We start from the raw sequence: 24,351 nt of genomic DNA, 5'->3' as shown, positions 1-24,351 counted from the left end.
ATGGCACTGATCACGGACATCCAGAAACTGGAGCCCGGTGGCGAGATTCGCCTGTTTGAAATTGACGGGACTGAGTACGGCGCGGATTACCTGCGCTTCCACGGGCACGCCATTCCGCACACACCAGAAGAACTGCTGGCCTACGAGCATTCGGAAGAGGATCTGCCGGCGAAGTCGATCTGGTGGCAGGGCGAAGAGTACGCGGCCTGGCCGGTGCAGATTGAGGGGATTTCTTCGAGTAGCGACGGCACAGCCTCACGGCCGACGTTCGCCGCCGGCAACGTCAACGGCAGAGTCACGGCGCTGTGCCTGGCCTTCGAGGACATGCTCAAGTTCAAGCTGACGGTTCGCGAGACCCTGGCCCAGTACCTGGACGCGGCCAACTTTCCTGACGGCAACCCGACTGCAGACCCGACCCAGGAAGCGTTGGAGATCTGGTACATCGACCAGAAAACCAGCGAGGACGGCGAGGCGGTGGTCTGGGAGCTGTCTTCCCCGGGGGAGATCGACAACCACGGACTGCCCGGCCGGCAGATGACGACGTTTTGCCACTGGAGTATGACAAACGGCTACCGCGGGCCGGACTGTGGCTACACCGGCGCGGCCATGTTCGATGACGAGGACAACCCCACGGATGACCCCGCCAAGGATCAGTGCAAGGGCTGCCTGTCGTCGTGCAAGTTGCGCTTCGGCGAGAGCAACGAGCTCAGTTTCGGTGGATTCCCCGCTGTGAGCTTGGTCTCAAGGAGCTGACTATGCGCAAACACATCATTGCGGCGATTCAGGCGCACGCGGCAGCGGAGTATCCCCGCGAGTGCTGCGGGCTGTTGTTGGCCATAGGGCGCGCGCAGAAGTACTTCCCATGCCGGAACATCGCCACGGAGCCGAACGAAGAGTTTCGGCTCGATCCCGAGGAATACGCCGCGGCGGAAGATTTGGGCGAGGTGATCGGGATCGTTCACTCGCATCCTGATGCCACCAGCAGACCATCACCGCATGACCTGGCCATGTGCGAAGCTACAGAGCTGCCCTGGCATATCCTGAGTTGGCCCGAGGGCGATCTCAGGTCGATCACGCCAACGGGCAGCACGCCGCTGCTCAATCGCCCATTTGTTCATGGGGTTTGGGACTGTTGGGGTATTTGTGCCGAGTGGTACCAGCGCGAATGGGGTCTGGAATTCGAAGCCTTCCAGCGCGCCGATGGCTGGTGGGAGAGCGCAGAGAACGCCAGCCTGTACGAGGCGAACTACGAGGCCGCCGGTTTTGTACGTGTCGACCGGCCGCAGCGCGGCGACATGATCGTTATGCAGGTTGGCCGGACAGCTCACCCGAACCACGCTGGGATCTACCTGGGTACCGATCCAACGCTGCCCGGTGAAGAGTCGGGCACCTTCGGCCCTGGCCCGTTCCTGCTGCACCACCTGTACGGTAGGCCGTCCGAGATTTTGGTGTTCGGCGGACCGTGGCATGACAGAACTCGCCTGATACTCAGGCACAAAGATGCTCAGTCCAGATCGCCCAATGAATAAATGGAAAACCCGTGCTTGGATAGATGGGTGACTTGCACCGACCCGCCTATATAAACGCGATTTAGGGCTTTTTCGTCTTCCTGTCGCGATTGCGCGCGCATTATGTCGGGCGCACACGCAGGGAACGAATCCAAGTCGATACCCGCCTTATTCATAAGCTCTGGCTTTACCCCGAGCCCATAATCTAAACGCTCGGATTTGAAGTCCGACACAGAACGGTAAGCGAATCCATGGATTTTTCCAGAATCGTCGGAAATCCCGAAGTGATAGATCGTTGCAGTTTGGTCTTGGAGGGCGGGGACATAGCGATTCAGTTCGCTCCAGAGGGCCTGAAGCTCCTGGGGGGCATGAGCATCGACCGTATCTACATCGAGGGCAAAACCTTGGTTATTCACAAGGCCTATCCAGCGACTGAAGAGAAGCGCCGATCCGGTACCTGCGATGATCATTCGCATGTGAGGTATAGAGATGGCTTTGCTGGCGAATCCTGGGGGCGTGTCGACGGAATAATGTAAAAGCGTATCCGTGGCCACAATTGCGTCGTTTTCATCCGTGTAGAACAAGAGCGAGGACATAGGGCCTCCTGGCCGACTTTGAGTTGGCGGAGGCTACTACCGCTCATGGATCAGTCGCTACTGGCATTCCATCCACACTGGATGCCCGGACAGGTACGGGGTACAGTCGGCGTTTTAGGGCAAGGAGATGCTCATGCGGATTTCAAAGGTTGTCGCCGCAGCTGCTTTGGCGTTCGTGCTTTCTGGCTGTGCCGGAACAAGCTTTTCGTATGATGACGCCAGGAAGGTCCAGATCGGAATGACTGAGGAACAGGTGACCCAGATTATGGGGCCTCCGTACTCCGTCGTTTCTCGGGCTGACGGACAGATGTGGGTTTGGAGCCACGCGAACGGCATGACTGGCGCTAGCCGAGTGGTCTCTTTCCGCATAGTGGACGGCAAGGTCGTTGAAGTGCCCACCATTCCGACGAGCTTCAAATAGACAAACCAAAGAAGGAACGACATGCGAACTTTGATAGCGGCGGTAGCGGTGGCGATGCTGGCGGGGTGTATGCCGCCAACGATGAACGAGGCTCGCCTAGATGGCCCTTACAAGGTCCTGCATTCGAAAAAGTCGGATAAAGACGTCGCTGAATGCGTTCAGTACGAATGGCAAAATCAGGCAATTTTCGGCGGAACGCCAGGTGCAACACTTCAAGCCGGAAGACCAAGCGGCTATACCGTTTTCACTGAGGCCTCTGCTTATTTTGTGGACATCCAGCCCAAGGGCGCGGGCTCAGAGGCGAAGTATTACGTGGTGGTGGGTAATTGGATCGCCAATAAACGGCTGACCGCGCTGCAAGGCTGCCTGTAGCGGCAAATCAAATTGTTCAAGGCTCGCTTCGGCGGGCCTTTTTATTACCTGGAGAAAAGCACATGGCGGCACTTGCCATCAATTATCAGCCCATGACCACGATCCTGCTCTACGGACAGCTTCGTCAGTTTGGGAGGTCCTTTCGGATGGTCGTAAGGACGCCGGCAGAAGCAGTTAAAGCTCTGTGCGTCCAGATTCCCGGCTTTGAGCGGTTCCTGTCGAATGCAAAATCGCGAGGTGTCGAATTTGCGGTTTTCCGCGGATCGAAAAATCTTGAAGAAAAAGAGCTCGGTTTTTCCGGCGAAGGAAGCATCCGGATCGCACCGGTAATCACAGGCAGTAAACGGGGTGGCGCCCTACAAACAATCATTGGAGCCGTACTCATCGTCGTTGGCTTGGTGATCACCGGTGGCAGCTTCGGCACCATGGCCCCTTTCGGCTCGGCATTGATCATGATGGGCGGATCGATGGTGCTGGGCGGCGTAATCCAAATGCTCAGCCCCCAGGCCGGCGGCCTCAAGACCAGCGCCGCGCCAGAGAACACCCCCGGCTATGCCTTCGGCAGCGCCAAGAACACCACTGCATCCGGTAACCCGGTACCGCTTTGTATAGGCGAGCGCCGGTGGGGTGGCGCAATTATCAGCGCCGCCATCTACGCCGAAGACCAGATGTAGCAGAAACCCGCAGCACCGCAGCCGCCCAAGAGGCGGTTTTTTATTGCCTGGAGGAAAGCATGGGCGCAGCACGCAAGATTGATATCCACGGCGCCAAGGGCGGCGAAGAGAAAGCAAAAACGCCAACGGAAGCCCCGGATAGCCTGCGCTCTGTTGCCATCGCCAAGATGCTGATTGCCATCGGAGAGGGTGAGTTCGAAGGCACTCCAACCGCTCGCGACATTTACCTCGACAACACCCCGCTGCAAGATCCTCAGGGCAACATGAACTTCCCGAACGTGAAGTGGGAGTGGCGCACCGGGGCCGTGGACCAGACCTATATCCAGGGCATCCCCTCGATCGAGAACGAGACCACCATCAGTACCGAGCTGCGCAGCGGCACACCGTGGGTTCGGGCAATCAGTAACACCCAGCTTTCGGCCGTGCGCGTGCGTTTTGCTTGGCCGGCGCTCCAGTCTGTGGATGCCAGCAACAACATCAACGGCTACCGGATTGAGTACAAAGTTGAGCTCGCCACCGACGGCGGCGCCTACCAGCAGGTGCTGAGTGAGGCGGTCGACGGTAAGACCACCAGCCTTTACGAGCGCACTCGTCGTATCGATTTACCCAAGGCTACCGCCGGCTGGCTGATGCGCATCACCCGCCTGACGATCAACCAGAACAACAACAAAATCTCCGACACGATGCAGATCGCCGGCTTCACTGAGGTGATCGACGCCAAGATCCGCTATCCGAACACCGCGCTGCTCTACATCGAATTTTCGGCCGAGCAGTTCCGCAGCATTCCAGCGGTAACCGTCGGCTGCAAGGCTCGCAAATGGCAGGTCCCAAGCAACTACGACCCCGTGTCGCGGACATACAGTGGTATCTGGGACGGAACGCTCAAAGAGGCCTACACCAACAATCCGACCTGGGCTACATACGGCATCACCACGGCCGACCGCTTCGGCCTTGGCCGCCGCATCAAACCCTGGATGGTCGACAAGTGGGAGCTTTACCGCATCTCTCAGTACTGCGACCAACTGGTACCGGACGGGAAGGGCGGCCAGGAGCCGCGCTTCATCTGCAACCTGAACCTGCAGAGCAAGGCTGACGCCTGGTCGCTGCTGCGCGACATTTCGGCGATCTACCGGGGCATGACCTACTGGGCCCAGGGCCAGGTCTTCACGCTGTCGGACATGCCGCGCGCCACTGATTTCGACTTCGCCTACACCCGGGCGAACGTGATCGACAGCAAGTTCACCTACTCGAGTGCGTCGGAGCGCACCCGGTACAGCCGCGCGCTGATCAGCTACGACAACCCGGCGAACAACTACGACACCGACGTCACGGCCGTTACGGATGCCAAGCTGCAGCGCCGCTACGGCGACAACCCGCTGGAGATCAGCGCCATCGGCTGCACCCGCGAGTCGGAGGCGCAGCGCCGGGGCAAGTGGGCATTGCTCACCAACTCCAAGGACCGGGCCGTTACCTTCAAGGTCGGCCTCGACGGGCGCATCCCGCTGCCTGGCTACGTGATCCCGATCGCCGACGAACTCCTGGCCGGTCGGCCGGTGGGCGGGCGCATCGCTGCTGTGAACGGCAAGGTCATCACACTGGACCGTGATACCCAGGCCAAGCCCGGCGATCGATTGATCCTCAACCTGCCCGACGGCAAGTGCGAGGGGCGCACCGTGCAACTGGTCAGCGGCCGGCAGGTCACCGTTACCGTGGCCTACTCCGTTGCGCCCGAACCCGAACTGGTGTGGGCGCTGGATGCCGACGACCTGGCAATCCCGTTATACAGGGTGGTGAGCGTGGCCCGGCCGGAGCCAGGCGTCTTTGAAATCTCGGCCGTGCAGTATGACCCGAGCAAGTTCGCGCACATCGATACCGGTGCGCGCCTGGAAGAACGCCCAATCAGCGTGGTGCCGATCACCGTCGTTCCGGCGCCGGCGAGCGTCACGCTGACGTCAAGCTACGCCGTTAACCAGGGCCTCGCGATCAGCACCATGAACATCTCGTGGCCCGCCGTGAACGGTGCGGTCGCGTATGACGTGGAGTGGCGCAAGGACAGCGGCAACTGGATCAAGGTGCAGCGCACCGGTTCGACCAGCGTCGACGTCACCGGCATTTACGCGGGCTCCTACGTGGCCCGGGTTCGGTCGGTGAGCGCCTTCGAGATCTCCTCGATCTGGAAGAGCTCCAATTTGACCAACCTGGAAGGGAAGGTTGGCCTGCCGCCGGCGGTGGCGTTCCTGACCACCAGCAGCCTGGTCTATGGCATTGGCATCCAGTGGGGCTTCCCGCCGGGCGCCGAGGACACCCAACGCACCGAGTTGTGGTACAGCCAGTCACCGGACCTAACCACTGCGGTGAAGCTGAGCGACTTCAGCTACCCGCAGGCCAAGCACGAGATGCAGAACATCCTGGCGGGGGCGAGCTTCTACTTCTGGGCACGCCTGGTGGACCGTACCGGCAACGTCGGGCCGTTCTGGCCGATCCCGGGCGCCGTGAATGGCCGGGCCAGTTCTGACCGGACCGAGTACGACAAGTACTTCGCCGAGAAGATCGGCAAGGGTGCGCTGTACCAGAGCCTGCGGGAAGAGATCGACCTGATTACTGGTGATGGACCGGGCTCGGTCAACGATCGTCTGGAGAAGGCTAAGCAGGAGCTGGAGGATCTGATCTCGGAAGTGGTCGACGCTCTGGAGTACGTCGCCACAAAGACCTACGCCAAGGGCGACATGGTCCGGGTAGGCCAGCAGTTGTTCCAGGCCACCAAGGCGGTACCGGTCAACACCACACCGCCGAACGCCAACTACTGGTTCAACCTGGGCACCATCGCCGAAACGAATGCGGCGATGGCACTGGAAATCAGCCAGAACAAGGCAGCCATCGAAGAGGTGGACGGGAAGGTCACGGCCACCGCCGAACGCTTGGAAGGCGTCTATGCGTTGGTGAAATCCGACTCAGCAGGCTCGGAGCAGGGCAGTGCGGGTGATGACACCGCCTCGGCCGGGGCCTGGTCGTTGATGTCCGCAATTGCTGAGCGGGATTTCGCGCAGTCGCAGCGTACAGATATTGTCGAAGCGAATGTGGCGGCGAACGCGGCAAGCATCACGACCGTGCAGACAGCCGTGGCAACTGACAAAGCTGCCACTGCCGAAGAGATCAAAACCCTAAAGGCGGTTGCCGGCGATAACTCGGCAGCTATTCAGGTCGTCAGCAAAGCTCAGGCCACCACCGACGGGAAGGTTTCGTCGATGGTTACGTTCAAGGCCCAAACCACTGCTGGAGGAAAGACGGTCGCCTCCGGCTTCGCGTTTGGCTCAGATGGCGAGCAGTCGGAGTTTCTGATTTTTGCGCAGCGTTTTGCGGTAGTCGACGAGGTTAGCGGACAGCTCACTCCTATGTTTGTTGTTCAGGGGAACCAGGTAGTCCTCAATCAGGCAATTATCAGCAAGGCCTTTATCCAGGAGATCATTCTGGGGATGACGCTGAAATCAGAGACGGTCGACTCCAAGGGGCGGCCGTTACTGGAGATCAATGTCAAGGCCGGCACGTTCACGCTTCGTAGCGCCGGCACCGGTGGCTCGACACTGCTCAATAACGATGGCCTTTCGGTATACGACATCAACGAGCTTCTGCGTGTATTGGTGGGGAGGCTTTCGCCATGACTTATGGAGTAAGGACGTGGAGCGCGAATGGCGTGCTCGAAATGGATACCGACAGCTACACCTATCAGGTGCTGCACAATGCAGTCTATACGCTCGCCATGGGCGCCGTAGTTACAGCAAACATTGCCGGGTTCAACCCGGCAACATGCACAGCCGTCATACTTCCTACCCAGGCCGCGGCTAACAACTACTGCTACAGCGCTATGCCGTTTATGTCGGTAGGCGTCGGTTCGGTTGTTGTACGCTCAAAACACCCAAATGAGCCGGGCGCTATAGGATCAACAATACAGTTCAGGTTGCTTGTAATGAGGTTCAAAAATTGAATTTCGGTCTATCTGTTGTAAACGATGGAAGCTATGTACAGATAGACTCAGAGCAACCTAGGCTTTGTGCGCTGTACAGTGGAACGTATCAGGCATCCGGCAGTTCATCGGTGTCAGTGTCGTTCCCATCCGCCATAACCACGCCGGAGCCGCCGTGCGTATTCATTCAGAACAGCTCGGCTAGACCGAATGAGCTATACACGAGCATGACCATTAGCGGCGGTCCTGGTGCTTGGACTGGGTTTTCAATAACGTCCCTGAACATCGACTTCAGGCCAACAGGCAAGTGGTTTGCAGCGGTGTTCGCGTCAATCACTAAGGCCGATTATGGGCTCAGGATGTGGGGCGAAAATGGCGTGCTGATTTTCGACTCAGGGGCCGCTCCGGTGATCTTCACGAGAGCCAATAACTCATGGTCATATCAGGGTCAGGTAGTTCTAAATGCGACAGCACAGGCGTACTACTGGGCGAATGGATCTGTTGCACCACTGCAATCTGATGAGTACTTTATGATCAATCCGTTTTCGCGAGGAATACTACAGAACCACACAAACTGGCTAACATCAGCTGTAAGGTTCAACTATTCAGAGAACAGGTTACAGGTGTTTGGGGTTAGCGCTCTCTCACCATGGACAAATATCGGCGCACCCGGCGCGGTATTCGCCAGACTTCCCGGCACCTGATCGGGCACTCATCAATTGATCTACACCACCCGCTATGCGGGTATTTTTTCGCCTGGAGAAAACCATGGCAAGACAAGAAATTATTCTCGGTACGCCGCCTACAGGTCTCGGTGGCGACACGCCCCGCGTGGCGAGCGCAAAGATAAATGCGATGACCTTGGAGCTCTACCAGGGGATTGGCACACCCGCTGCGCCGCTGCCATTGGAGCGTGGTGGAACAGGCGCAACGACGCAAGCAGGGGCGCAGAGCGCTCTGGGGCTGCCGAAGGCATTTCGCGACAGCGTGAAAGCTGGCGAGGTACTAACGGTCGGTCATGCAGGGTGGAATGGTGGCACCGCACAAGTTATGGGAAATGGTACGGATTGCAACATTCTTATAACGGCTATGCTGTATGCACTTAACGGAACCTATACTAATGGTCCTCCTAACTTTTCAGGCAATGCATTTTTTCTAAAGGTTAGTGTCCATGGCGCTGGGTACTATCATCAAGAGGCTTACGGAATTACCCAAAGCATTCGCGCAGAAAGAATTTGCGTTAACGGTGCTTGGGGTGCATGGCGCATCATGTACAACGATTTTAACGTTAGCCTAGACCCCTCCTCAGTTAGTGGCGGTATTAACTCGCGAACCATCATAAGCGGAATGGTTATAAATAAGTTCGTCAGTGGTCTTATAGTTATGAATGGCCCCATCGGTACTACCGCGTCTATTGCAGCAAACACGGTGGGTACGGTAACCCTAACGCTGCCTGCATCATCAGGGCCAGACTCTAGCTTTGCAACACCCTATGTTTCCTTAATTCCAAACGGTGCGAATGACTTTGCCCTTATGACGGCGTATATGCTTTCGACAACGCAAGTAAATCTTGTGATAAGAAATGGCGCAACAGCTCAAACATTTTATGCGCGAGCAATAATTATAGGTCACTGGAAATGAAGATTAAGTTATTCCCGTTTTTGACTAATGATCTGCTGGAGGCATCGGTTAAGGGTGACGTAATCACTATTAACAGAGAGACTATCGACCTATCCGGAATTCCCGCAGGATACCGTTTGCCCGGTAGTGCGGTCGGTAATCGGTTCTTCCTAGATACGGACTACATCGAACGAGTTGACGGGGTTCTTAACTTTACGCTACTTCTTCCAGTCCACTGGGATAGCCCTGAAGAGTCCCGTAATCCAGCCGAGCCAATCATTATCGATATTCAAAGCGGGGCAGTTCCATTCCCTGATACAACCCCGCCTATTGCCCCGATTGTTGAACTGCCGACCTTTATAGAGGAACCCGAAAATGGTGGATTTGAGCCAGCTTGAACCGATCAAGACGGCGCAGGATCTGGCGGACGAGATCAGCCTGGACCAGGCCCACGCATACCTGAAGGAAACCAACTGGCATGCCTTCGCCCTGCTTGAGGATGGCACGCCCATCCCGGACGACATCAAAGAGGCGCGCACAGCCGCCCGCGCAACCATCAACCGGCTGAGCCCTCCACCAGCGTCTTGAGTTTCTGCCGAACACCGCCACCCGCCACGAGCGGGTATTTTTTTTGCCTGGAGAAAAGCAATGGCACGACTTTCCGAATCACTCGCCGGCGGGCGTAACGCGTTGGCGTTCCTCGACATGCTCGCCTGGTCCGAGGGCACCAGCACATCTCCGGCCACGGCCATGGACGGTTACGACGTGATCGTCACCGGAGCCGATCGTAAGCCCGAGGTCTTCAAGGACTTCACAGATCACCCGTTCGCCAAGGGGCGCGCGTCGAAGGTCATCAACAGCAAGGGGCTGACGTCCAATGCTTCCGGCCGATACCAGCAGATGCTGAAGGACTGGCCGCACTACAAGGCGCTGCTCAAGCTGCCGGACTTCAGCCCGATCAGCCAAGACCTTCTGGCGCTGCAGCACATACGCGAGTGCAGGGCTTTGCCCGACGTGGTGGCCGGGCGGATTGAAACGGCTATCGCGAAGTGCCGGAACATCTGGGCCAGTCTGCCCGGCGCGGGATACGGGCAGCGCGAACACCGCCTGGAGGATCTGCTGAAGCAGTACCGGCTGGCGGGCGGGGTGATGTCGTGACGCCCGGGCAGATTCTGGGCGCGATCCTACTGGCGATGGTCCTTAGCGCCGCTGGCACCTGGCAGGTGCAGGACTGGCGGATGGGCAAGAAGCTCGCCGAACAGGTCAACCTGCACCAGATGGACCTGGCGGAGATCACCAATGCTGCCTCCGCCCAAGCGCGCGCCGAGCAGGACAAGCGCCTGGCCACCGAGCAACAGTTGGCCATCCAGGACCAACAACACACCAAGGAATTGACCGATGCCCAACGTACCCAAGCTGCTCTGCGCGATCGCCTTGCCACTGCTGATGTGCGGCTGTCAGTCCTTATCGACGCAGCCGATACAGCCGGTGGCTGCAACGTGCCTACCGCCACCGGCGCCGTCGGCGTGGTTCATGCAGCCCGTCGAGCCCAACTTGACCCAGCGCATGCTCAAAGAATTCTCGGCATCACCGGCGACGGGGATCGAGGACTGATTGCTTTACGGGCATGCCAGGCATACGTAAGGACCATCACGCAATAATGGCTATTAGTCATCGTTGCGTATTCGAAAAATCGAGGCCATTCTTTTTGTTCTCAAAAATGACAGTGCCTTATGGACAAGCAACTGGCGGGCCTCTCAATCCTTCTCACGGTCTGTTGGATCAGTGCCGTACTTTTTGTCATGTGGATTTTCAGCTGACACCTCCAATTTGCGTTATCAGCGTCTCGCCTTTGTTGCGCACATTGCCCACGGCTGTGTCGACCTTGTACCACTCGAACACCTCGGCCGGCTCGCCCTGATGGAGCACCATCTGCTCGGCGCGCTCCTTGGGGGTGGCCGGGTCCAACCATTCGCGAGCCAGTTCGGGATTCAGCACCACGGGCCGCCGGTCATGGATGTCCACCATGCCGCCTGCGCTGTCGGCAGTGATGATCACAAATCCGTCATGCTCACCTGGGCCTTCGTTAGCGTTGGGTAGCTGGCCAATAGCGGCGCAGTAGATCGGCGCCCCGTCGCGCCGTCGGATCAGATAGGGCTGTTTCTTCTGCCCGCCTTCATCGACCCATTCAAACCAGTTATTGATTGGTGTGATTGCACGGTGCGGCCAGATTGCCCGGAAGAACGGGCCGTGGGCGACTTTCTCGACGCGGGCATTGATCGGCGCGGCGCGATCCGTTGCCCAGTGCGGTCTCCATCCCCAGCGCACCGGATCAGCCAAAAGGAGTTCGCCCTGTACGTGGAGCACGGCGACCTGGGTGGTGGGGGCGACGTTGTATCGCTCCAGGGGCAGTTCGCCGACCGAGTTGACCATGGCGTTCGGCATGCTGAGGGCCGCAACGAAGTCATGAATGCCGCTGTACTGTGAAAGGCGTCCGCACATAACTGTCTCCGCTCGTCGGGCTTGATGAACAGCCGCGCGCCGGCCGATCTCTACACTGTAGACACCGGCACCGGAGATTCGTCATGACAACTGATATACAGAAGGTCAACGAGATGGAAGCGTGGCATGCGCTGCTCAATGACGCCGAATTCACGGCAGGCGGCCCTGAGTATCGCTATGAAACGCGCCTCGCACTGGCCGACAACATGTTGGAGCGAGGCGTGATCGACAGCGGAGAATGGCGCGAGCTGGTCGAGGAGGCTGTTGCAGGTTATGCGGACGACGTCGGCTGAGTGCCAGCTGTACTGACAAAGCCGTTACCTGTGCAGTTGCTGCAATCTTCGCGCTGTCCGAATCGGTCCAGGCAGGCACCGCACTTGGTGAACTGGGCGGAGAGCAGTAGAGGACGGGCCTTGCGATAGCTCTCAAAATCGCGGCTCTCCAAGGCGACCTGTGCGCAATCTACCAGCGCACGGTAGATATCGGCATCGCAGATAACTGGGTAGACCTGCCCATAGATAAATTGCGCGGTCTGTACCAGATCGTACAGCTCACCAGATGGCGCGGTAAGCAACAACCCATTTATCGCCCAAGTCTGGTTGTCGTTGCGGAACACCAGTCGCAAATCATTCTTGTCGCGAAACACCTTTCCATCAAACCCATCAGCACCTGGGCCGAGCGCTGAGTAATAGGTGTTGCTTCGGATGTACCCGACGCACTCCGATGTTGCTCGTTGAATGACGTCATAGTAGCCGCCATACGTGTATCCCGCAGGTGTGGTGACCAGCTCTTCAACGGCATGCCAGTAAGCCGCGTCGGCCAGCTCATCCATCTCAAATTTTTCCATCTCATCGATGACCCCTGCCTCTAACATGTCACGAGTCTCCCAACGGCACATCATTCGATGAGCTTCGGGGTTATCGATCCGGGACGCGTTGTCGTCGAGGATTCTCCGCCATTTGGCGAGCCATTCCTTTTTTAGTTCTGTAGGGGGCATGTGAGTGACTGCTTATTTTTTACTGTATGTGTATACAGTAATCCAGCTTTGCCACTGATGCGATTCGAAGCGACGAGCTGTATGGCGTCACTCTGGCGACATCAACACCGCCAATGTGAGCTTGATGAATTCCTCATTGTGACTGAGCGTGTCCAGTGCGCCGCGTACATTCGCAGCGACCTCAGCGGAGCCGCGTTGCTCCACCCAGTTTGATAGCTCCATGATCGATGCTTCGAGTGCCAGCTGATTTTCATAGAGCTTGGTAACCAGGGAGGGGAGTAGGTCTGAATTCGGCATGCTTTTTCCTCTTTTGAGTGACCAGCTTAGCAGCCGTTTGAAGCTTGGGATTTGATATAGATCGGCAGGACGCCGGGGGGGGGTTCACTGTCTAATACTGCCTGCCGTTAACCCGGTTTTATTGCCCCTAAAGCCTCCAAAATGACGCTAGGGTTTTAGACAGAGGAACCTTAAAAGCCCCGCCTAACGTGGCTTGCGCATCGATCAAGCCCATACTGCTGCATCATCGGGGTGTGGGAGGACAGATCGGACGTGTTCTTACTCATCAGATAGTTAGCAAATTCGTTGAAAGGAGTGGGGCAAAGGTGGGGCGCTCGGCCCTGCTTATTGCAATGGCCGCAAGGTTAACATGTGAAGTCGGCGCTTCGCAGGTTGCAAACCGGTGTACAAAACGCAGAGACGCTGCCCCTGATACAGCGCGACCTGTGCATAAAATATGCAAATTAGCATTTGCCAAGCTGCAAAACACCCGGCACTATCGCCGTTATGCAAAAACGCAACGTTTCTATCGTATTAAGAGAATTGCTGGACCGCGACCGGATCTCCCCAACGGAGCTTCACCGGCGTACCGGTGTGCCTCAGTCCACGCTGTCTCGGATCCTCAGCGGCAAGATTGTCGATCCGTCTGACAAGCATATCTCCCGCATTGCCGAATACTTTGGCGTGAGCACCGACCAACTGCGCGGGCGCGTGGCCGTAGGCGCTGCGCGGGACGACGGGCGCGACCCGATGCATTCGGAACTCAAGGACATAAGCCTGTGGGACGACGACACCCCTATCAATGACGATGAGGTGTCGATCCCCTTTCTGCGCGAGGTTGAATTGGCTGCTGGATCAGGAAGATTCGTCATCGAGGAAAGCGAGAAAGCCAGCCTGCGTTTTGGAAAGCGCAGCTTGCGACACAATGGTGTGCAATTCGACCAGGCCAAGTGTGTGACGGTGCGCGGCAACAGCATGTTGCCAGTGCTGCGCGATGGCGCAACCGTCGGGGTCAATGCGGGCAAGAGCGGCATCGGCGATATCGTCGATGGCGATCTGTATGCCATCAATCACAATGGCCAATTGCGGGTCAAACAGCTCTATCGCCTGCCATCCCGGATTCGTCTGCGCAGCTTCAATCGCGACGAGCATCCGGACGAGGACTACAGTTTCCAGGAAATCCAGGACGAGCAGATCAGTATCCTCGGCCATGTGTTCTGGTGGGGCATGTACGCGCGTTAACCCAATTCAGTAGGACAAAACCCGCCAAGCAGCGGGTTTTTTTTCGCCTGCCAAAAGCCAGTAACCCCTTGAATCGCCAAGCCAAAAATGCACATGAGCATATCCTGAGTGAAAATAAATGCATTTACGCATTGACTGTATATGCATACATGCATATTCTTCATCTCAAGCCAGCCAACAAGGCCTGGTGGAGGCGGCAAGGATGCTGCCAAGGATGACAAGGAAGGCAAGCAACATCGGCAAGGACGCCATCACAGCGATGGCAGGGATGGCAGGCAATACCGGCAAGGATGCCGACGCTCTTTAGTGACACCGCTTTACAAGAAACAGGCAGCGATGAACCGGCCTTAACGGTTCAGAGGGTTGGCAACTGACCCGGGTGTGCAGCGTAAAGCACCAGAAGCAGTTATCCGGCAGACAGGGATCGTGGTCGGAAAAACATTGAGGAAAGAACCGTACCGCGCCAGTAGCGCCGAAGGTTCGAGGACAGCATTACTGAAAAGCCCGGGCAACCGGGCTTTTTGGAATGCCTACCTATAAATGGATTTATCCGGAAAACCGGCATTCAGCCGGCATTGCTCAGCCAGGAGGCGTGATATGACAAACGAGCAGCAAGCGTTAGCGGAAATGCCTATCTGGCTGGTGATTGCACTGGCCTTGATCGGCGGGGTATCCGGCGAAATGTGGCGCGCCGACAAGGAGGGCGCCCGCGGTTGGTCGTTGATCCGGCGCCTGGCCTTGAGGTCTGGCGCGTGCATGGTGTGCGGGGTTTCGGCCCTGATGCTGTGTTACGCCGCCGGCATGTCGATCTGGACTGCCGGCGCCATCGGCTGCCTCACCGCCATGGCGGGGGCCGACGTAGCCATCGGTCTTTATGAACGCTGGGCGGCCAAGCGTATCGGGGTCAACCAGACGCCGACTTCGCGGCCCGATCAGCAGTAATTGCTGCAAGGACGCGACCCTATGACACTTATCGAAAAACCTTCCCAACTGCCCATCGCGATCGCAGAAACGCTCAAGCTGGCGTTCCCGCACCTGCGGGTGGGCAATCACCAGGATTTCAACGGCGCCACGGATGCCAGCGGCATTTTGATCGGCGTGGAGCGTAACGGCCCCGGAATACGCGCCCTGGACGGGCGTAAGGCGCATGCCTTGTCGGTGTCTCTCAAAGTCACGGTTGCCAGCGGTGCGGCGCCCTTTGACGCCTGCGACTTGGCCAGCCAACTGATGGATCTGGCCCTAGACAACCGCTGGGGGCTGCCGGCCGAACAATGCGACCTGCCCATGGCCATTGTGGCAGCACCCTCCGTTCTGGGCTCCAGCGAAACGGACTACGACACCTGGACGGTGGCCTTCAGCCAAACGCTCTATCTGGGGCCGCCGCTGCTCGAAGATCCTACGGGTAAACCGCTGTTTGCCTGCACCTGGGAAGTTTCGAATATCGACGATCCCGATCAATATCGACCTCTGCAGGAGTAGACCATGTTTGACGCGTTACTACGCATGCATCTGGGGCCGATCATCGAGCGCCTGGCGCAAATGGAGGCCCAGCTCGAAGACCTGTACCGCCGTGCCGACAGTTTTTGTCGGATTGGCGTATGTGAGGAAGTCGATGCCGCCAGCCACACATGCAAGGTTCGGCATGGCGATTTGCTCACCCCGGCCATTCATTTTTTCAACCCCAGCGCCGGTGCGCAGACGGAAACCCGCATCCCATCTGTGGGCGAGCAATGCCTGCTGCTCAACTATGCAGGTGGAGAAGGGGGGACGCAGTCCGTGGCCTTGTTCGGCCTCAACAGTAGTCAGTTTCCGCCTGTCTCCCGTGTGGCGACGTTGACGCGTCGCCTTTATCAGGACGGCACGCAAAGCGATTACGACGATGCCACTCACCTGTTCAATTGGCGCAACGGACCCACCACCGTCACGGGCTCACGGGAGCAGGTCTTCGCACAGGTCGGCGCCGCCAGCCTGGTACTGACGGCCGACAGCATTGCCCTGCAATTGGGGGCTACCGGCCTGCGGCTGGATGCCGGCGGAGTGCATTTAAGTGGCCCGGTGGTGGATCACCAGGGCCGTGTGATCAGCAGCGCATAAGGATCTGCCATGCTCGGAATCGATAGAAACACCGGGGCAGCCGTGGATGACTGGCTGCAGTTCGTACAGCGCGCCACCCGAGCGCTGACCACTCCCATAGGCACTCGCCAGAAGCGCCCGCTGTACGGTTCGATGATCCCGCAATTGCTTGGTCAGAACCTGGGCGACGACCTGCTGATCCTCGCCCAGAGCCATGCCGCGCAGGCGTTCTACAACACCCAGAATGGCATCGCCGATTTTCAACCCGAGGTCATCGTCGCCACGCGGCAAGGCGCTGGTTTGTTGCTGCGTTTTGCCGGCTCCTGGAAAAACCGTCAACAAACCTTCGAGGTCGTGACATGAGCATGTTGATCCCCGGCCAGAACCAACTGGCGGAGCCGACGCTTATTGCCGTGGAGGCGTTCGAGCCGTTGTTGGCGGAATTCAAGGCGTTCGTCATCGATTACGTGGCCACCCGTGCGCCGCAAAGCGCGCCCAAACTCAAAGCCAGTCTGGACAATGAAAGCGAATTATTGACCCTGGCCCTGGAAGCGTTTTGCGTGCGCCTGCAAACCCATGAACGCAAGTACAACGCCCGTATCAAGCAGATGCTGGCGTGGTGGGCAACCGGCAGCAACTTGGATGCACGCCTTGCCGACATGGGGCTGGAACGCCAAGTCCTCGACCCTGGCGACCCGGCCGCATTCCCGCCGATACCACCCATTCTGGAAAGCGACGACGATGCCCGTCTGCGCTACTACCTGGCACCCCATGCACCGGCGGCAGGCTCGCGGATGCAGTATCGACGCGAGGTCTTCACCCTGGGTGAACGGCCGTCGGTCAAGGTGCAGAGCGCCACTCCCGGCGTGGTTACCGTCAGCTACACCTTCGACCCGGACGGTTACGCGGCCCAAGTCAAGGATGGCAATGCGCGGCGCACCGCTCCAGGTGAAGTCATGGTCACGGTACTGTCCAGGGAGGGCGACGGCAGCGCATCCTCCGAATTGCTTGACGGCGTGCGACGACATTTCGCACGGCCGGATGTAAGGCCGGAAACCGATCTGGTCAGCGTGCAGAGTGCGCAGATCCTGCCGTACAAAATCCGCGTCGTGGCCAAGATCAACGCCGGGCCGGATTCCGGGTTGACCCAAGTGGCGGCTCAACGCCTGCTGCAAACCTACGCCGACTCCTGCCATCGCCTCGAAGGACGCGTCGACCCCAGTTGGATCGACTACGCCATTCACAGTGCAGGCGCGGCGCAGTTGCAGATTCTCGAACCTCTGGAACCGATCATCACCACAGCCTTCCAGGCCCCTTATTGCACCGGTGTCGAGGTGGAGGTGCGCACGCTATGAGTGAAAGCAAAGCGAGCCTGTTGCCGGCCAATAGCTCAGCACTGGAGAAAGCCCTGGACCTGGGCTTCGGCACCCTGCTGGACCGCGTCGTACCGCCGTTTCCCGCGCTGATGAACCCGCTGCAAACCCCCGTCGAATTTCTGCCGTACCTGGCCGCCGACCGGGGTGTCAGCGAATGGAATACCCAAGCCAGCGAAACGGAAAAACGCCTGACCGTGGGGCTTTCCTGGCAGATCCAGCGTCAGGCGGGCACGCCCAAGGCGTTGAACCATGCGGTGGAGTCTTTGGGTTTTACGCCCAATATCAGCGCCTGGTATCAGCAGCGGCCGCTCGGCGTGCCGTACACCTTTGACGTGCAGGCAATTGTGGGGCGCAGTTGGTCCAGCGGTGACCACAACCGGCTGATTCGGCGTATCAACGCGGCCAAGAGCGAGCGTGATCAGGCCACCATCACCATTGTCCACGAGACCTTGGGCGGCCTTTCGATCAGCAGCGCGCTCGACCCGCCGTTGAGTGACAGTGAGTTTTCCCTGCGGGGCGCTCTACCCGAAACAGTGCTGGGCGCCCGGCTTACCCAAACCGGCGCAGCCCTGCACTACACCATTAACGACTACGACCTCAGGGCGCAGCCATGACAGATGACATTACGCGCCTGGTGCGCTTCACCGCCAAGGGATTGGATGAAGTGCTGCAGGCGAAGAACCAGGGTTTGAAAGGTGAAATCACCCACATTGGCGCCGGCACCGGCCGCTACAACCCGGACGGCAGCGAAGTGGCCTTGCGCGACGAACGCCAACGGGTCGCCATCGTGGATTACGAAGACCTGGGCAACCACCAACTTAGGATGGCCGCGCTGTTTGACGGCGACGGGGAATATGAAATTGGCGAGTTTGGTTTTTATCTCGCCAGTGGGACGCTGTTGGCGGTGTATTCCGTCGCAGGCAAGTTGCTGACGTATAAAGCGGCGGCGGCTCGGGTGCTGCAGAAGTTTACGCTGGATGTTTCGCCGTTGCCGGGGGATAGCGTGGTGATTTTAGTGGGGAGTGAAAATCTGAATGTGTTGTTGATCGATGAGTTGGCAGCGTTGTCCGCAGCCAGTGTAGACAACATGGCCAGAGGGGTAGGGCTCATGTTTCGAGTAATGAAACTCGAAAGTGTTGGGGGTGGCATCTAGTTTTGTCGGCTTTCTAAATTGAGAAGCTGTCCGGTCATTGTAAAAGATAAGGAGATCATATCTTGAGTACAGAACAACAACTGGCCGCCGTGGTCAGTGCAGCGAATAACCTTACCCAAGTTATCACCGGAAAGGTCGGAGAGATTGATAAAGCGATTGCTGAGGCACGACGTGCCTATGAAGCGCAATTGTTGGATCTTAAAAATCGCTTGCCAAGGCTGGCGGTGACTAAAAATTTCAATTTGTACCCCAGCGCCGACGGGAAATTGATTGATAACTGGGGTATTCATGGTGAAGTTACTTGCAACAAACTTCGTTCGATAACTACTACCTCTCAAGCCACGGGACGCCCCCAGGCGGATGTGGACTTCATGTTGCAGGTACAGGCGGACGTGCGTGAACAGTTTCCTGGATTTGATATTAGGGCCAGTGAGTACTGGCGAACTATCGTCAACGTGTGGCAGTTGAAATGGGCAACCGCCGATGTGAGTCCCTGGCTGGCTTTCCCCTATACCGTAGATACGGCGCTTGCAAATGGGACTGGCGCGGTGCCGCTTAACTCTTACATTACATTGGGGGCTTTTGTCCGCGTTGTAGAGGGGGCAATTGCTGGTGCTTGGAGCACAGGGGCAGAAAAAGGCAAATGGCGCTGGTGCTCTGCAGTTGTAGCACCCACCGAGCTCTTCGGTGCTTATTATCATCTGCACCCAATGCGTAACTCCGCCTCCGGGGTTGTCGAGGTGATGCTGGCAGGTGCATGTACGGGTGTTGTTACTAGTCCAGGTGACTGGGGAACTATGTTGGCGTTGAATTAAGGAGAAATTATGAAACCGATTTTTGTACCTGCTGAACTTCATCCGCTAATCAAGTGGCAGGTAATTCGTAGTGCTCGCGACCAGGATCTGGCTGCCAGTGATTATGCGGCTATGCCAGATTATCCAATGGAGGAGTCAAACAAGGCTGCGTTTTTAGCCTATCGCCAGGGCCTGCGAGATATCCCGGACCAAGGCAGCGACCCGGACGCGGTCGAGTGGCCATCTAAACCGTCCTTTCTCAAATAACCTCACCGCGAAAGCGGTTTTTTTTCGCCTCCCCAAAGCCCCTCCTCAAGGGGCTTTGGCGTTCTCAACCCGGAGAAACCCACCTATGCCTACCCGCCAAACCTACACCGTCCTCATCCCATTCCCTACCGGAGGCGGCCATTGGTCCACCGTTGGCCAGGAACTGGAACTGCTGGACGTCGAAGCATCCGCCCTGCGCACCGCTGGCCGTCTGGAACTGACCAGCGTCCTTAACTCCACCCCGAAGAAGGCTGAATAACCATGGCTGAGGTTCTGAACTTCGAGCACAACGGTATTACCGTCAATGCCACCGAATCCCCCGAGGCCATGGGTGGCCTGGGTGATAACGTCATCGGTCTGGTCGGCACCGCGCCGAACGCCCATGCGTCGATTCCGAAAAATGCGCCGTTTCGCATCAATAGCTTCACTACCCAGGCGCTGCTGGACACCACCGGTGCCGAGTCGGGCACGTTGTTCCACGCCGTCTACCAGATTCTCAAAGTGGTGAAGGTGCCGGTCTACGTGGTGATCGTCGAAGAGGGCGCCACTGCGGCCGATACGCTCAACAATGTGATCGGCGGTAACGACCCGGTCACCGGCCGCAAACTGGGCCTGGCCGCACTCGCCAGCGTGCCTGAAGACCTGACCATCATCGGCGCCCCCGGCTTCACTGGCACCAAGGCCGTGGCCGGCGAGTTTGCCTCGTTCGGCAAGCGCATCAAGGCGCGTGTCGTGCTCGACGGCAAAGATGCCAGCGTCGCCGACCAAGTGGCCTATAGCGGCGAACTGGGCGGCGCCGACCTGGGTTTCGACCGCTGCCTGCTGGTGCACAACATGCCGTCGGTGTACTCCAAGGCGGCGAAGAAAAACGTGTTTCTGTCGCCGTCGTCTCTGGCGATCGCCGCGCTGGCCAAGGTCAAGCAGTGGGAGAGCCCGGGTAATCAGGTGACGTTCGCCGAGGACGTTTCCCGCGTGGTCGAGTACAACATCCTCGACACCTCCACCGAAGGCGACCTGCTCAACCGTTATGGCGTGAGCTACTACGCGCGCACCATCCTCGGCGGCTTCTCGTTGCTGGGTAACCGTTCCATCACCGGCAAATTCATCAGCTATGTCGGCCTGGAAGATGCCATCAGCCGCAAACTGGTCAAGGCCGGCCAGAAAGCCATGGCCAAGAACCTCACCAAGTCCTTCATGGATCAGGAGGTCAAGCGCATCAACGACTGGCTGCAAACCCTGGTCGCCGACGAAACCATTCCCGGCGCCAGCGTGTACCTGCACCCGGAGTTGAACAGTGTCGAGAAGTACAAAAACGGCACTTGGTTCATCGTCATCGACTATGGCCGCTACGCGCCCAACGAACACATGATTTATCAACTCAACGCCCGTGATGAAATCATCGAGCAGTTCCTGGAGGACGTTCTCTAATGTTTACCAACCGAGTCAGACAGGCCATTGCGGCCACCCTCCAAGGCCTGCCGTTGTCCGCGACCGTGGAAGAGTTCACCCCGCCGAAGATCGAGTTCGACATGGAACTCATGTCCGGTGGGCGCTTTATCGCCGAGGAAATGGCCAAGAGCGGCAAGGTGCTCAATGCCACGCTGGTCCTCCAGGGTGCCGGTCCTGAAATCATGCTGGCGCTGGGCGTGCGCATGGGTGACGACATCCTGCTCAACGTACGTGAAGCCGGCCAGGACCAGGATGGCAAGACGTATTTCACCTACCACACCGTCGGCGGCAAGCTCAAATCCCTGGATGAAGCGAAGCTGAAAATGGGCGACAAGGCGCTCACCACGCTGGTGTTGTCCTGCCGCACCTACAACCGACTGGAAAACGGCATCCCGGTGATCGACATCGATGTGCGCACCCAAAAATTCGTGCTCAATGGCGTCGACATCCTGGGCGATGCGCGCCGCGCTGTGCTGATGCCTTAAACCCCTGGGGGCGGGTGCGCTCGCCCCTTGCTTGAACAAGGAATTGCCCCATGGCCTGGATGCCACCGCTGCATAGGTTGCTGTCTGCAATCACCGCCGACACCGGCGCGACGATCGAGCAGGTGCAACTTAAACCGCTGTACTACGCCGCGCAAAAAGACGCGCTGGCCCGGGCCGGTGACGACGAGGACGATCAGTTCTTTGAACTGGCGAAACTCGCCACCGGCCTGTCGGAAAAAGAACTCGACCAGCTCAAGCGCCCGGACTACGTGTCTATCGCTCAGTACGTACACGAGATGTCGACGCGACCTGCTTCATTCTTTCTCAACGAACCTCAGCAGTCGTCCCACGACCAGCCCATCCAACTGCTATTGCCCCTGGATGCAGCCGGCCGAACCCTGAATGAACTGCCCCTGGAAATGCCCGCCCTGCGCGCCACCAAAGTGATGAAAAAACTCGCCACCAACAAAGAACGCGCCGAATTCATCACCGCCCATTGCACCGGCTTGATGATCCCGGATCTCGCGGGGTTGACCGTACCGGACTGGACGGAATTGCAGGAGCGCATCGACGATTTTTTAAATCAACCGGCGGACTTCTTTCGGAACGCGACATCGACGTGATCCTCGATGTGGTGCCGCTGGTTTACTCGGTAAACGAAGCGGAAATTCTCGACTGGGACGCCGCAAAAGCACTGCGCCGCTACGACATTGCGATCACTCGCCTTGGGGTTAAACAGGAGTAAAGCGAGATGCAAGAGACTCAATATGCGACCCGGCTCGCGGTGCAAGACAACCGCTGGATGCTCGGTGACGCGGATCTGGGCAGTGTGCTCGCACCGTTCTCTGCAAGCTTGGCCGCGCCTGAACGCGAGGCTCCATCACCGCAATCGACGCTCAGCTCGGCGCTGGTTACCGTCAGCGTGGACCTGAATGCGTTGACCCTGGAGCAGGTACGGTTGCGCGAGACGCTGGAGACGCTCAACACGACGTTGTTCATCACCGGCGCTGCCCTGACCGCCCCGGCCCTGAGCCCCGCGACCAGTGAGACGAAGAAAACGCCGGAAGAAACAAAGCCTGCCGAATCCTCCGCCACTCAATTGCTCAAGTGGGCCGTTGAAGGCTTGGCGGATTCGTTCAGAACCAAGGTTTCAGACAAGGTGCTTGAAGCGACCTTGGGCAAGATCCCCCGCATCGGCGCGGTGTTTAAGGGGGCCGGCAAGGGCGGTGACGCTTGCTGCTCGGGTGTCAGCGAGGTGCCGCGGGGGCGTAAGCGTTATGGGCCCAACAAGTCATCTGGGAAGAGAGGGCCAGGCAAGCCCACGTTCATGAAGTCAAGGCGCAGTCCCCCCCGAACCTCTTTGAGTTTGTTCGCCACGGTGCGCAGCCTCTTCGAAAAGGTAAGCAAGGTCTTCGAAGGTCCGCGCCTGGGGTTCAATGCCTCGACGATTGCTCCACGCACAGCGGCCCCTTCGAGCCTGGCTGGCGCCGCGACCCGACTGGAATCATCCTTCGTGCGCAGGCTGGGCCCGCTGAAGTACGTCGACACCGCGATGGCCGTCGTGCAAGGCGTGCGCCAGGGCGATGCAAAAGCCGTTGGCAGTGGCCTGAGCACCGCCGGTGGCGCCTGGGCTGGCGCATCGGCCGGGGCTGCACTTGGCACGCTGGTTTTTCCCGGTATCGGTACCGCCGTCGGTGGTGCAATCGGTGGCTTGCTGGGCAGCGAAGCGGGCAGTTGGCTCGGTGACAAACTGTTCAGTTCAAGTGATCGCTTGCCCGCGCCGAATGCCTTGAGCAAGGAACTCAACAGTGCTCGCACCGACAACATCCAGGTCACGATCTCGCCGAGCATCCAGATCACTGGCGTCAACCCCGCCGATGCCCAGCAAGTGGTCAACCAAGTGCTCCAGGCCCTGCAATTCCAATGCACGCCCATGGTGACCGATTCCCTCGGTATTCGACGCAACGCGGCATTGGCCGACCCCGGAGGTGATTGATGCGACAACAGATGGTATTGGGCGATTTTATCTTTGGCCTCTCACGAGGTTTTGCCTACGCCACGCTCACCCACAGCAGTTACGGGGGCTGGAGCAACCTGGAAATCATTGCCAGCAAGCCGCAGTCCCGTCAGAGCGGTCAGGCTCTGGAGAAACTCACGTTCGGCGGCACGGCAATGTACGCCGTAGGTATGCAGCGCCTGGACGAGTTACGCGCCTTGCAGAATGCGCGGGCACCGCTGCCGCTGGTCGACGGGATCGGCCGGAACTGGGGGCTGTGGCGCATCAACGCCGTGGTGGAAAACCAAAGCCATGTGATCGACGACGGCACCGCCATGGTCATGTCCTGGAGCCTTGAATTGGAGGAGTTCGTCAATGCGTAGAGTGCGAAGTATTGCCGGGGATTCAGTCAACCTGCTGCTGTACCGCGAGTTGGGGCGCTGTGACGACGCTGCTGAAGAAACCCTCTGGCGCCTGAACCCCGAACTGGCCGAGCACGGGCCGGTATTGCCGGCGGGCGTGTGGGTGGTGGTGCCGGAGTTGCACGCCCGGCCAGCGGCTTTGCGGCCGATTTCGGCCTGGGATTGAG

At 58.5% G+C, this 24,351-nt stretch carries 35 protein-coding genes and 1 pseudogene; 32 read left to right on the top strand and 4 right to left on the bottom strand.

All coding sequences use genetic code 11. From position 1 onward, the window contains the following. Together K1567_RS10125 and K1567_RS10120 are read left to right on the top strand one after the other, a co-directional pair. Positions 1-753, top strand: a complete 753-nt coding sequence (locus K1567_RS10125; RefSeq protein WP_220698432.1) for a phage minor tail protein L — start codon at positions 1-3, stop codon at positions 751-753. A 2-nt stretch (positions 754-755) separates the two neighbouring features. Then, the gene (locus K1567_RS10120; protein WP_220698431.1) at positions 756-1,529 is read left to right on the top strand and encodes a C40 family peptidase; all 774 of its coding nucleotides are present in this window, start codon (positions 756-758) and stop codon (positions 1,527-1,529) included. Here the strand turns inward: K1567_RS10120 and K1567_RS10115 are convergent. Further along, positions 1,505-2,104, bottom strand: coding sequence for a hypothetical protein (locus tag K1567_RS10115; RefSeq protein WP_220698430.1), 600 nt, complete (start codon positions 2,102-2,104; stop codon positions 1,505-1,507). The two genes, K1567_RS10120 and K1567_RS10115, sit on opposite strands and share 25 nt — an antisense overlap. 127 nt (positions 2,105-2,231) lie before the next feature. Here K1567_RS10115 and bamE point away from each other — a divergent pair, with 127 nt between their 5' ends. The 11 genes and pseudogenes from bamE to K1567_RS10065 all read left to right on the top strand — a co-directional run bounded on the left by bamE (position 2,232) and on the right by K1567_RS10065 (position 10,813). Then, positions 2,232-2,525, top strand: coding sequence for an outer membrane protein assembly factor BamE (gene bamE, locus K1567_RS10110; protein ID WP_310794496.1), 294 nt, complete (start codon positions 2,232-2,234; stop codon positions 2,523-2,525). A gap of 21 nt (positions 2,526-2,546) precedes the next feature. Beyond that, complete coding sequence (locus tag K1567_RS10105) at positions 2,547-2,897, top strand: hypothetical protein (protein ID WP_220698428.1); 351 nt, start codon at positions 2,547-2,549, stop codon at positions 2,895-2,897. 62 nt (positions 2,898-2,959) lie between these two features. Next, positions 2,960-3,571 carry a tail assembly protein gene (locus K1567_RS10100; protein ID WP_220698427.1) on the top strand — a complete coding sequence of 204 codons (612 nt, stop codon included), beginning with the start codon at positions 2,960-2,962 and terminating at the stop codon, positions 3,569-3,571. Positions 3,572-3,630: 59 nt separating this feature from the next. Then, positions 3,631-5,088: pseudogene (locus tag K1567_RS27955) on the top strand (host specificity protein J); the annotation flags it as partial. A 474-nt stretch (positions 5,089-5,562) separates the two neighbouring features. Further along, the gene (locus tag K1567_RS27950) at positions 5,563-7,230 is read left to right on the top strand and encodes a DUF1983 domain-containing protein (RefSeq protein ID WP_405046000.1); all 1,668 of its coding nucleotides are present in this window, start codon (positions 5,563-5,565) and stop codon (positions 7,228-7,230) included. A gap of 41 nt (positions 7,231-7,271) precedes the next feature. Beyond that, positions 7,272-7,553, top strand: a complete 282-nt coding sequence (locus K1567_RS10090) for a hypothetical protein (protein ID WP_046382996.1) — start codon at positions 7,272-7,274, stop codon at positions 7,551-7,553. A 747-nt stretch (positions 7,554-8,300) separates the two neighbouring features. After that, on the top strand, positions 8,301-9,173 hold the full coding sequence (locus K1567_RS10085; protein ID WP_220698425.1) for a pyocin knob domain-containing protein: 873 nt from the start codon (positions 8,301-8,303) through the stop codon (positions 9,171-9,173). After that, positions 9,170-9,550, top strand: coding sequence for a hypothetical protein (locus K1567_RS10080; RefSeq protein WP_220698424.1), 381 nt, complete (start codon positions 9,170-9,172; stop codon positions 9,548-9,550). The genes K1567_RS10085 and K1567_RS10080 overlap by 4 nt, the downstream gene beginning before the upstream one ends. Continuing rightward, a complete protein-coding gene (locus K1567_RS10075) occupies positions 9,528-9,740 on the top strand; it encodes a hypothetical protein (protein ID WP_220698423.1) in 213 nt (70 codons plus the stop codon). Before K1567_RS10080 ends, K1567_RS10075 begins: the two co-directional genes overlap by 23 nt. A 60-nt stretch (positions 9,741-9,800) precedes the next feature. Then, complete coding sequence (locus K1567_RS10070) at positions 9,801-10,310, top strand: glycoside hydrolase family 104 protein (protein ID WP_169898443.1); 510 nt, start codon at positions 9,801-9,803, stop codon at positions 10,308-10,310. Then, positions 10,307-10,813, top strand: a complete 507-nt coding sequence (locus tag K1567_RS10065; RefSeq protein WP_220698422.1) for a lysis system i-spanin subunit Rz — start codon at positions 10,307-10,309, stop codon at positions 10,811-10,813. Before K1567_RS10070 ends, K1567_RS10065 begins: the two co-directional genes overlap by 4 nt. Positions 10,814-10,964: 151 nt before the next feature. Here K1567_RS10065 and K1567_RS10060 read toward each other — a convergent pair whose 3' ends face one another. Continuing rightward, on the bottom strand, positions 10,965-11,654 hold the full coding sequence (locus tag K1567_RS10060) for an SOS response-associated peptidase family protein (RefSeq protein WP_169868971.1): 690 nt from the start codon (positions 11,652-11,654) through the stop codon (positions 10,965-10,967). An 83-nt stretch (positions 11,655-11,737) separates the two neighbouring features. On the opposite strand from K1567_RS10060, the gene K1567_RS10055 reads away from it, so the two are divergent. Continuing rightward, positions 11,738-11,947, top strand: coding sequence for a hypothetical protein (locus K1567_RS10055; RefSeq protein ID WP_169903978.1), 210 nt, complete (start codon positions 11,738-11,740; stop codon positions 11,945-11,947). Here K1567_RS10055 and K1567_RS10050 read toward each other — a convergent pair. After that, on the bottom strand, positions 11,926-12,651 hold the full coding sequence (locus tag K1567_RS10050; RefSeq protein WP_220698421.1) for a hypothetical protein: 726 nt from the start codon (positions 12,649-12,651) through the stop codon (positions 11,926-11,928). The two genes, K1567_RS10055 and K1567_RS10050, sit on opposite strands and share 22 nt — an antisense overlap. An 87-nt stretch (positions 12,652-12,738) precedes the next feature. Continuing rightward, a complete protein-coding gene (locus K1567_RS10045; RefSeq protein ID WP_034112058.1) occupies positions 12,739-12,948 on the bottom strand; it encodes a hypothetical protein in 210 nt (69 codons plus the stop codon). A gap of 486 nt (positions 12,949-13,434) precedes the next feature. On the opposite strand from K1567_RS10045, the gene K1567_RS10040 reads away from it, so the two are divergent. The 18 genes from K1567_RS10040 (at position 13,435) to K1567_RS09960 (ending at position 24,350) form a co-directional block, all read left to right on the top strand. Next, positions 13,435-14,169 carry an XRE family transcriptional regulator gene (locus K1567_RS10040; RefSeq protein WP_220698420.1) on the top strand — a complete coding sequence of 245 codons (735 nt, stop codon included), beginning with the start codon at positions 13,435-13,437 and terminating at the stop codon, positions 14,167-14,169. A 597-nt stretch (positions 14,170-14,766) separates the two neighbouring features. Further along, positions 14,767-15,111 (top strand): phage holin family protein, encoded by a 345-nt coding sequence (locus tag K1567_RS10035; RefSeq protein WP_034096148.1) that lies wholly within the window; start codon positions 14,767-14,769, stop codon positions 15,109-15,111. 21 nt (positions 15,112-15,132) lie between these two features. Next, positions 15,133-15,648, top strand: coding sequence for a hypothetical protein (locus K1567_RS10030; RefSeq protein ID WP_094064806.1), 516 nt, complete (start codon positions 15,133-15,135; stop codon positions 15,646-15,648). A gap of 3 nt (positions 15,649-15,651) precedes the next feature. Further along, positions 15,652-16,263, top strand: coding sequence for a phage baseplate assembly protein V (locus K1567_RS10025; RefSeq protein ID WP_220698419.1), 612 nt, complete (start codon positions 15,652-15,654; stop codon positions 16,261-16,263). A 9-nt stretch (positions 16,264-16,272) separates the two neighbouring features. Next, the gene (locus K1567_RS10020) at positions 16,273-16,605 is read left to right on the top strand and encodes a phage baseplate protein (RefSeq protein WP_034112065.1); all 333 of its coding nucleotides are present in this window, start codon (positions 16,273-16,275) and stop codon (positions 16,603-16,605) included. Next, positions 16,602-17,597 carry a baseplate J/gp47 family protein gene (locus tag K1567_RS10015; RefSeq protein ID WP_034112067.1) on the top strand — a complete coding sequence of 332 codons (996 nt, stop codon included), beginning with the start codon at positions 16,602-16,604 and terminating at the stop codon, positions 17,595-17,597. Before K1567_RS10020 ends, K1567_RS10015 begins: the two co-directional genes overlap by 4 nt. Beyond that, positions 17,594-18,232: a phage tail protein I gene (locus K1567_RS10010; RefSeq protein ID WP_034096153.1), complete on the top strand. Its 639-nt coding sequence runs from the start codon at positions 17,594-17,596 to the stop codon at positions 18,230-18,232. The genes K1567_RS10015 and K1567_RS10010 overlap by 4 nt, the downstream gene beginning before the upstream one ends. Then, positions 18,229-18,771 carry a hypothetical protein gene (locus tag K1567_RS10005; RefSeq protein ID WP_123480577.1) on the top strand — a complete coding sequence of 181 codons (543 nt, stop codon included), beginning with the start codon at positions 18,229-18,231 and terminating at the stop codon, positions 18,769-18,771. The genes K1567_RS10010 and K1567_RS10005 overlap by 4 nt, the downstream gene beginning before the upstream one ends. Positions 18,772-18,833: 62 nt before the next feature. Next, complete coding sequence (locus K1567_RS10000) at positions 18,834-19,586, top strand: hypothetical protein (RefSeq protein WP_169867412.1); 753 nt, start codon at positions 18,834-18,836, stop codon at positions 19,584-19,586. Positions 19,587-19,595: 9 nt separating this feature from the next. Then, entirely contained in the window at positions 19,596-19,832 is a 237-nt protein-coding gene (locus tag K1567_RS09995) for a tail fiber assembly protein (protein WP_123480575.1), read from the top strand. A gap of 85 nt (positions 19,833-19,917) precedes the next feature. Continuing rightward, positions 19,918-20,091, top strand: coding sequence for a hypothetical protein (locus K1567_RS09990; protein WP_167389876.1), 174 nt, complete (start codon positions 19,918-19,920; stop codon positions 20,089-20,091). A gap of 2 nt (positions 20,092-20,093) precedes the next feature. Continuing rightward, positions 20,094-21,260 carry a phage tail protein gene (locus tag K1567_RS09985; RefSeq protein WP_167416403.1) on the top strand — a complete coding sequence of 389 codons (1,167 nt, stop codon included), beginning with the start codon at positions 20,094-20,096 and terminating at the stop codon, positions 21,258-21,260. Beyond that, positions 21,260-21,766 (top strand): phage major tail tube protein, encoded by a 507-nt coding sequence (locus K1567_RS09980; RefSeq protein WP_220698418.1) that lies wholly within the window; start codon positions 21,260-21,262, stop codon positions 21,764-21,766. Before K1567_RS09985 ends, K1567_RS09980 begins: the two co-directional genes overlap by 1 nt. Before the next feature lie 50 nt (positions 21,767-21,816). Further along, the gene (locus tag K1567_RS09975) at positions 21,817-22,389 is read left to right on the top strand and encodes a phage tail assembly protein (RefSeq protein WP_034112071.1); all 573 of its coding nucleotides are present in this window, start codon (positions 21,817-21,819) and stop codon (positions 22,387-22,389) included. Continuing rightward, positions 22,386-22,511 carry a hypothetical protein gene (locus K1567_RS27520; protein WP_010212704.1) on the top strand — a complete coding sequence of 42 codons (126 nt, stop codon included), beginning with the start codon at positions 22,386-22,388 and terminating at the stop codon, positions 22,509-22,511. The genes K1567_RS09975 and K1567_RS27520 overlap by 4 nt, the downstream gene beginning before the upstream one ends. Before the next feature lie 6 nt (positions 22,512-22,517). Then, on the top strand, positions 22,518-23,762 hold the full coding sequence (locus K1567_RS09970) for a hypothetical protein (RefSeq protein ID WP_220698417.1): 1,245 nt from the start codon (positions 22,518-22,520) through the stop codon (positions 23,760-23,762). Then, complete coding sequence (locus tag K1567_RS09965) at positions 23,762-24,145, top strand: phage tail protein (protein WP_034096160.1); 384 nt, start codon at positions 23,762-23,764, stop codon at positions 24,143-24,145. Before K1567_RS09970 ends, K1567_RS09965 begins: the two co-directional genes overlap by 1 nt. After that, positions 24,138-24,350 carry a tail protein X gene (locus tag K1567_RS09960; protein WP_034096161.1) on the top strand — a complete coding sequence of 71 codons (213 nt, stop codon included), beginning with the start codon at positions 24,138-24,140 and terminating at the stop codon, positions 24,348-24,350. The genes K1567_RS09965 and K1567_RS09960 overlap by 8 nt, the downstream gene beginning before the upstream one ends. Position 24,351: the final 1 nt, after the last annotated feature.

The sequence above is a fragment of the Pseudomonas sp. S5F11 genome, from assembly GCF_019641515.1.
Taxonomy (GTDB): domain Bacteria; phylum Pseudomonadota; class Gammaproteobacteria; order Pseudomonadales; family Pseudomonadaceae; genus Aquipseudomonas; species Aquipseudomonas rhodesiae.
The sequence above is the reverse complement of the archived record's forward strand: the minus strand, read 5'-3'. Positions and strand labels throughout refer to the sequence as shown.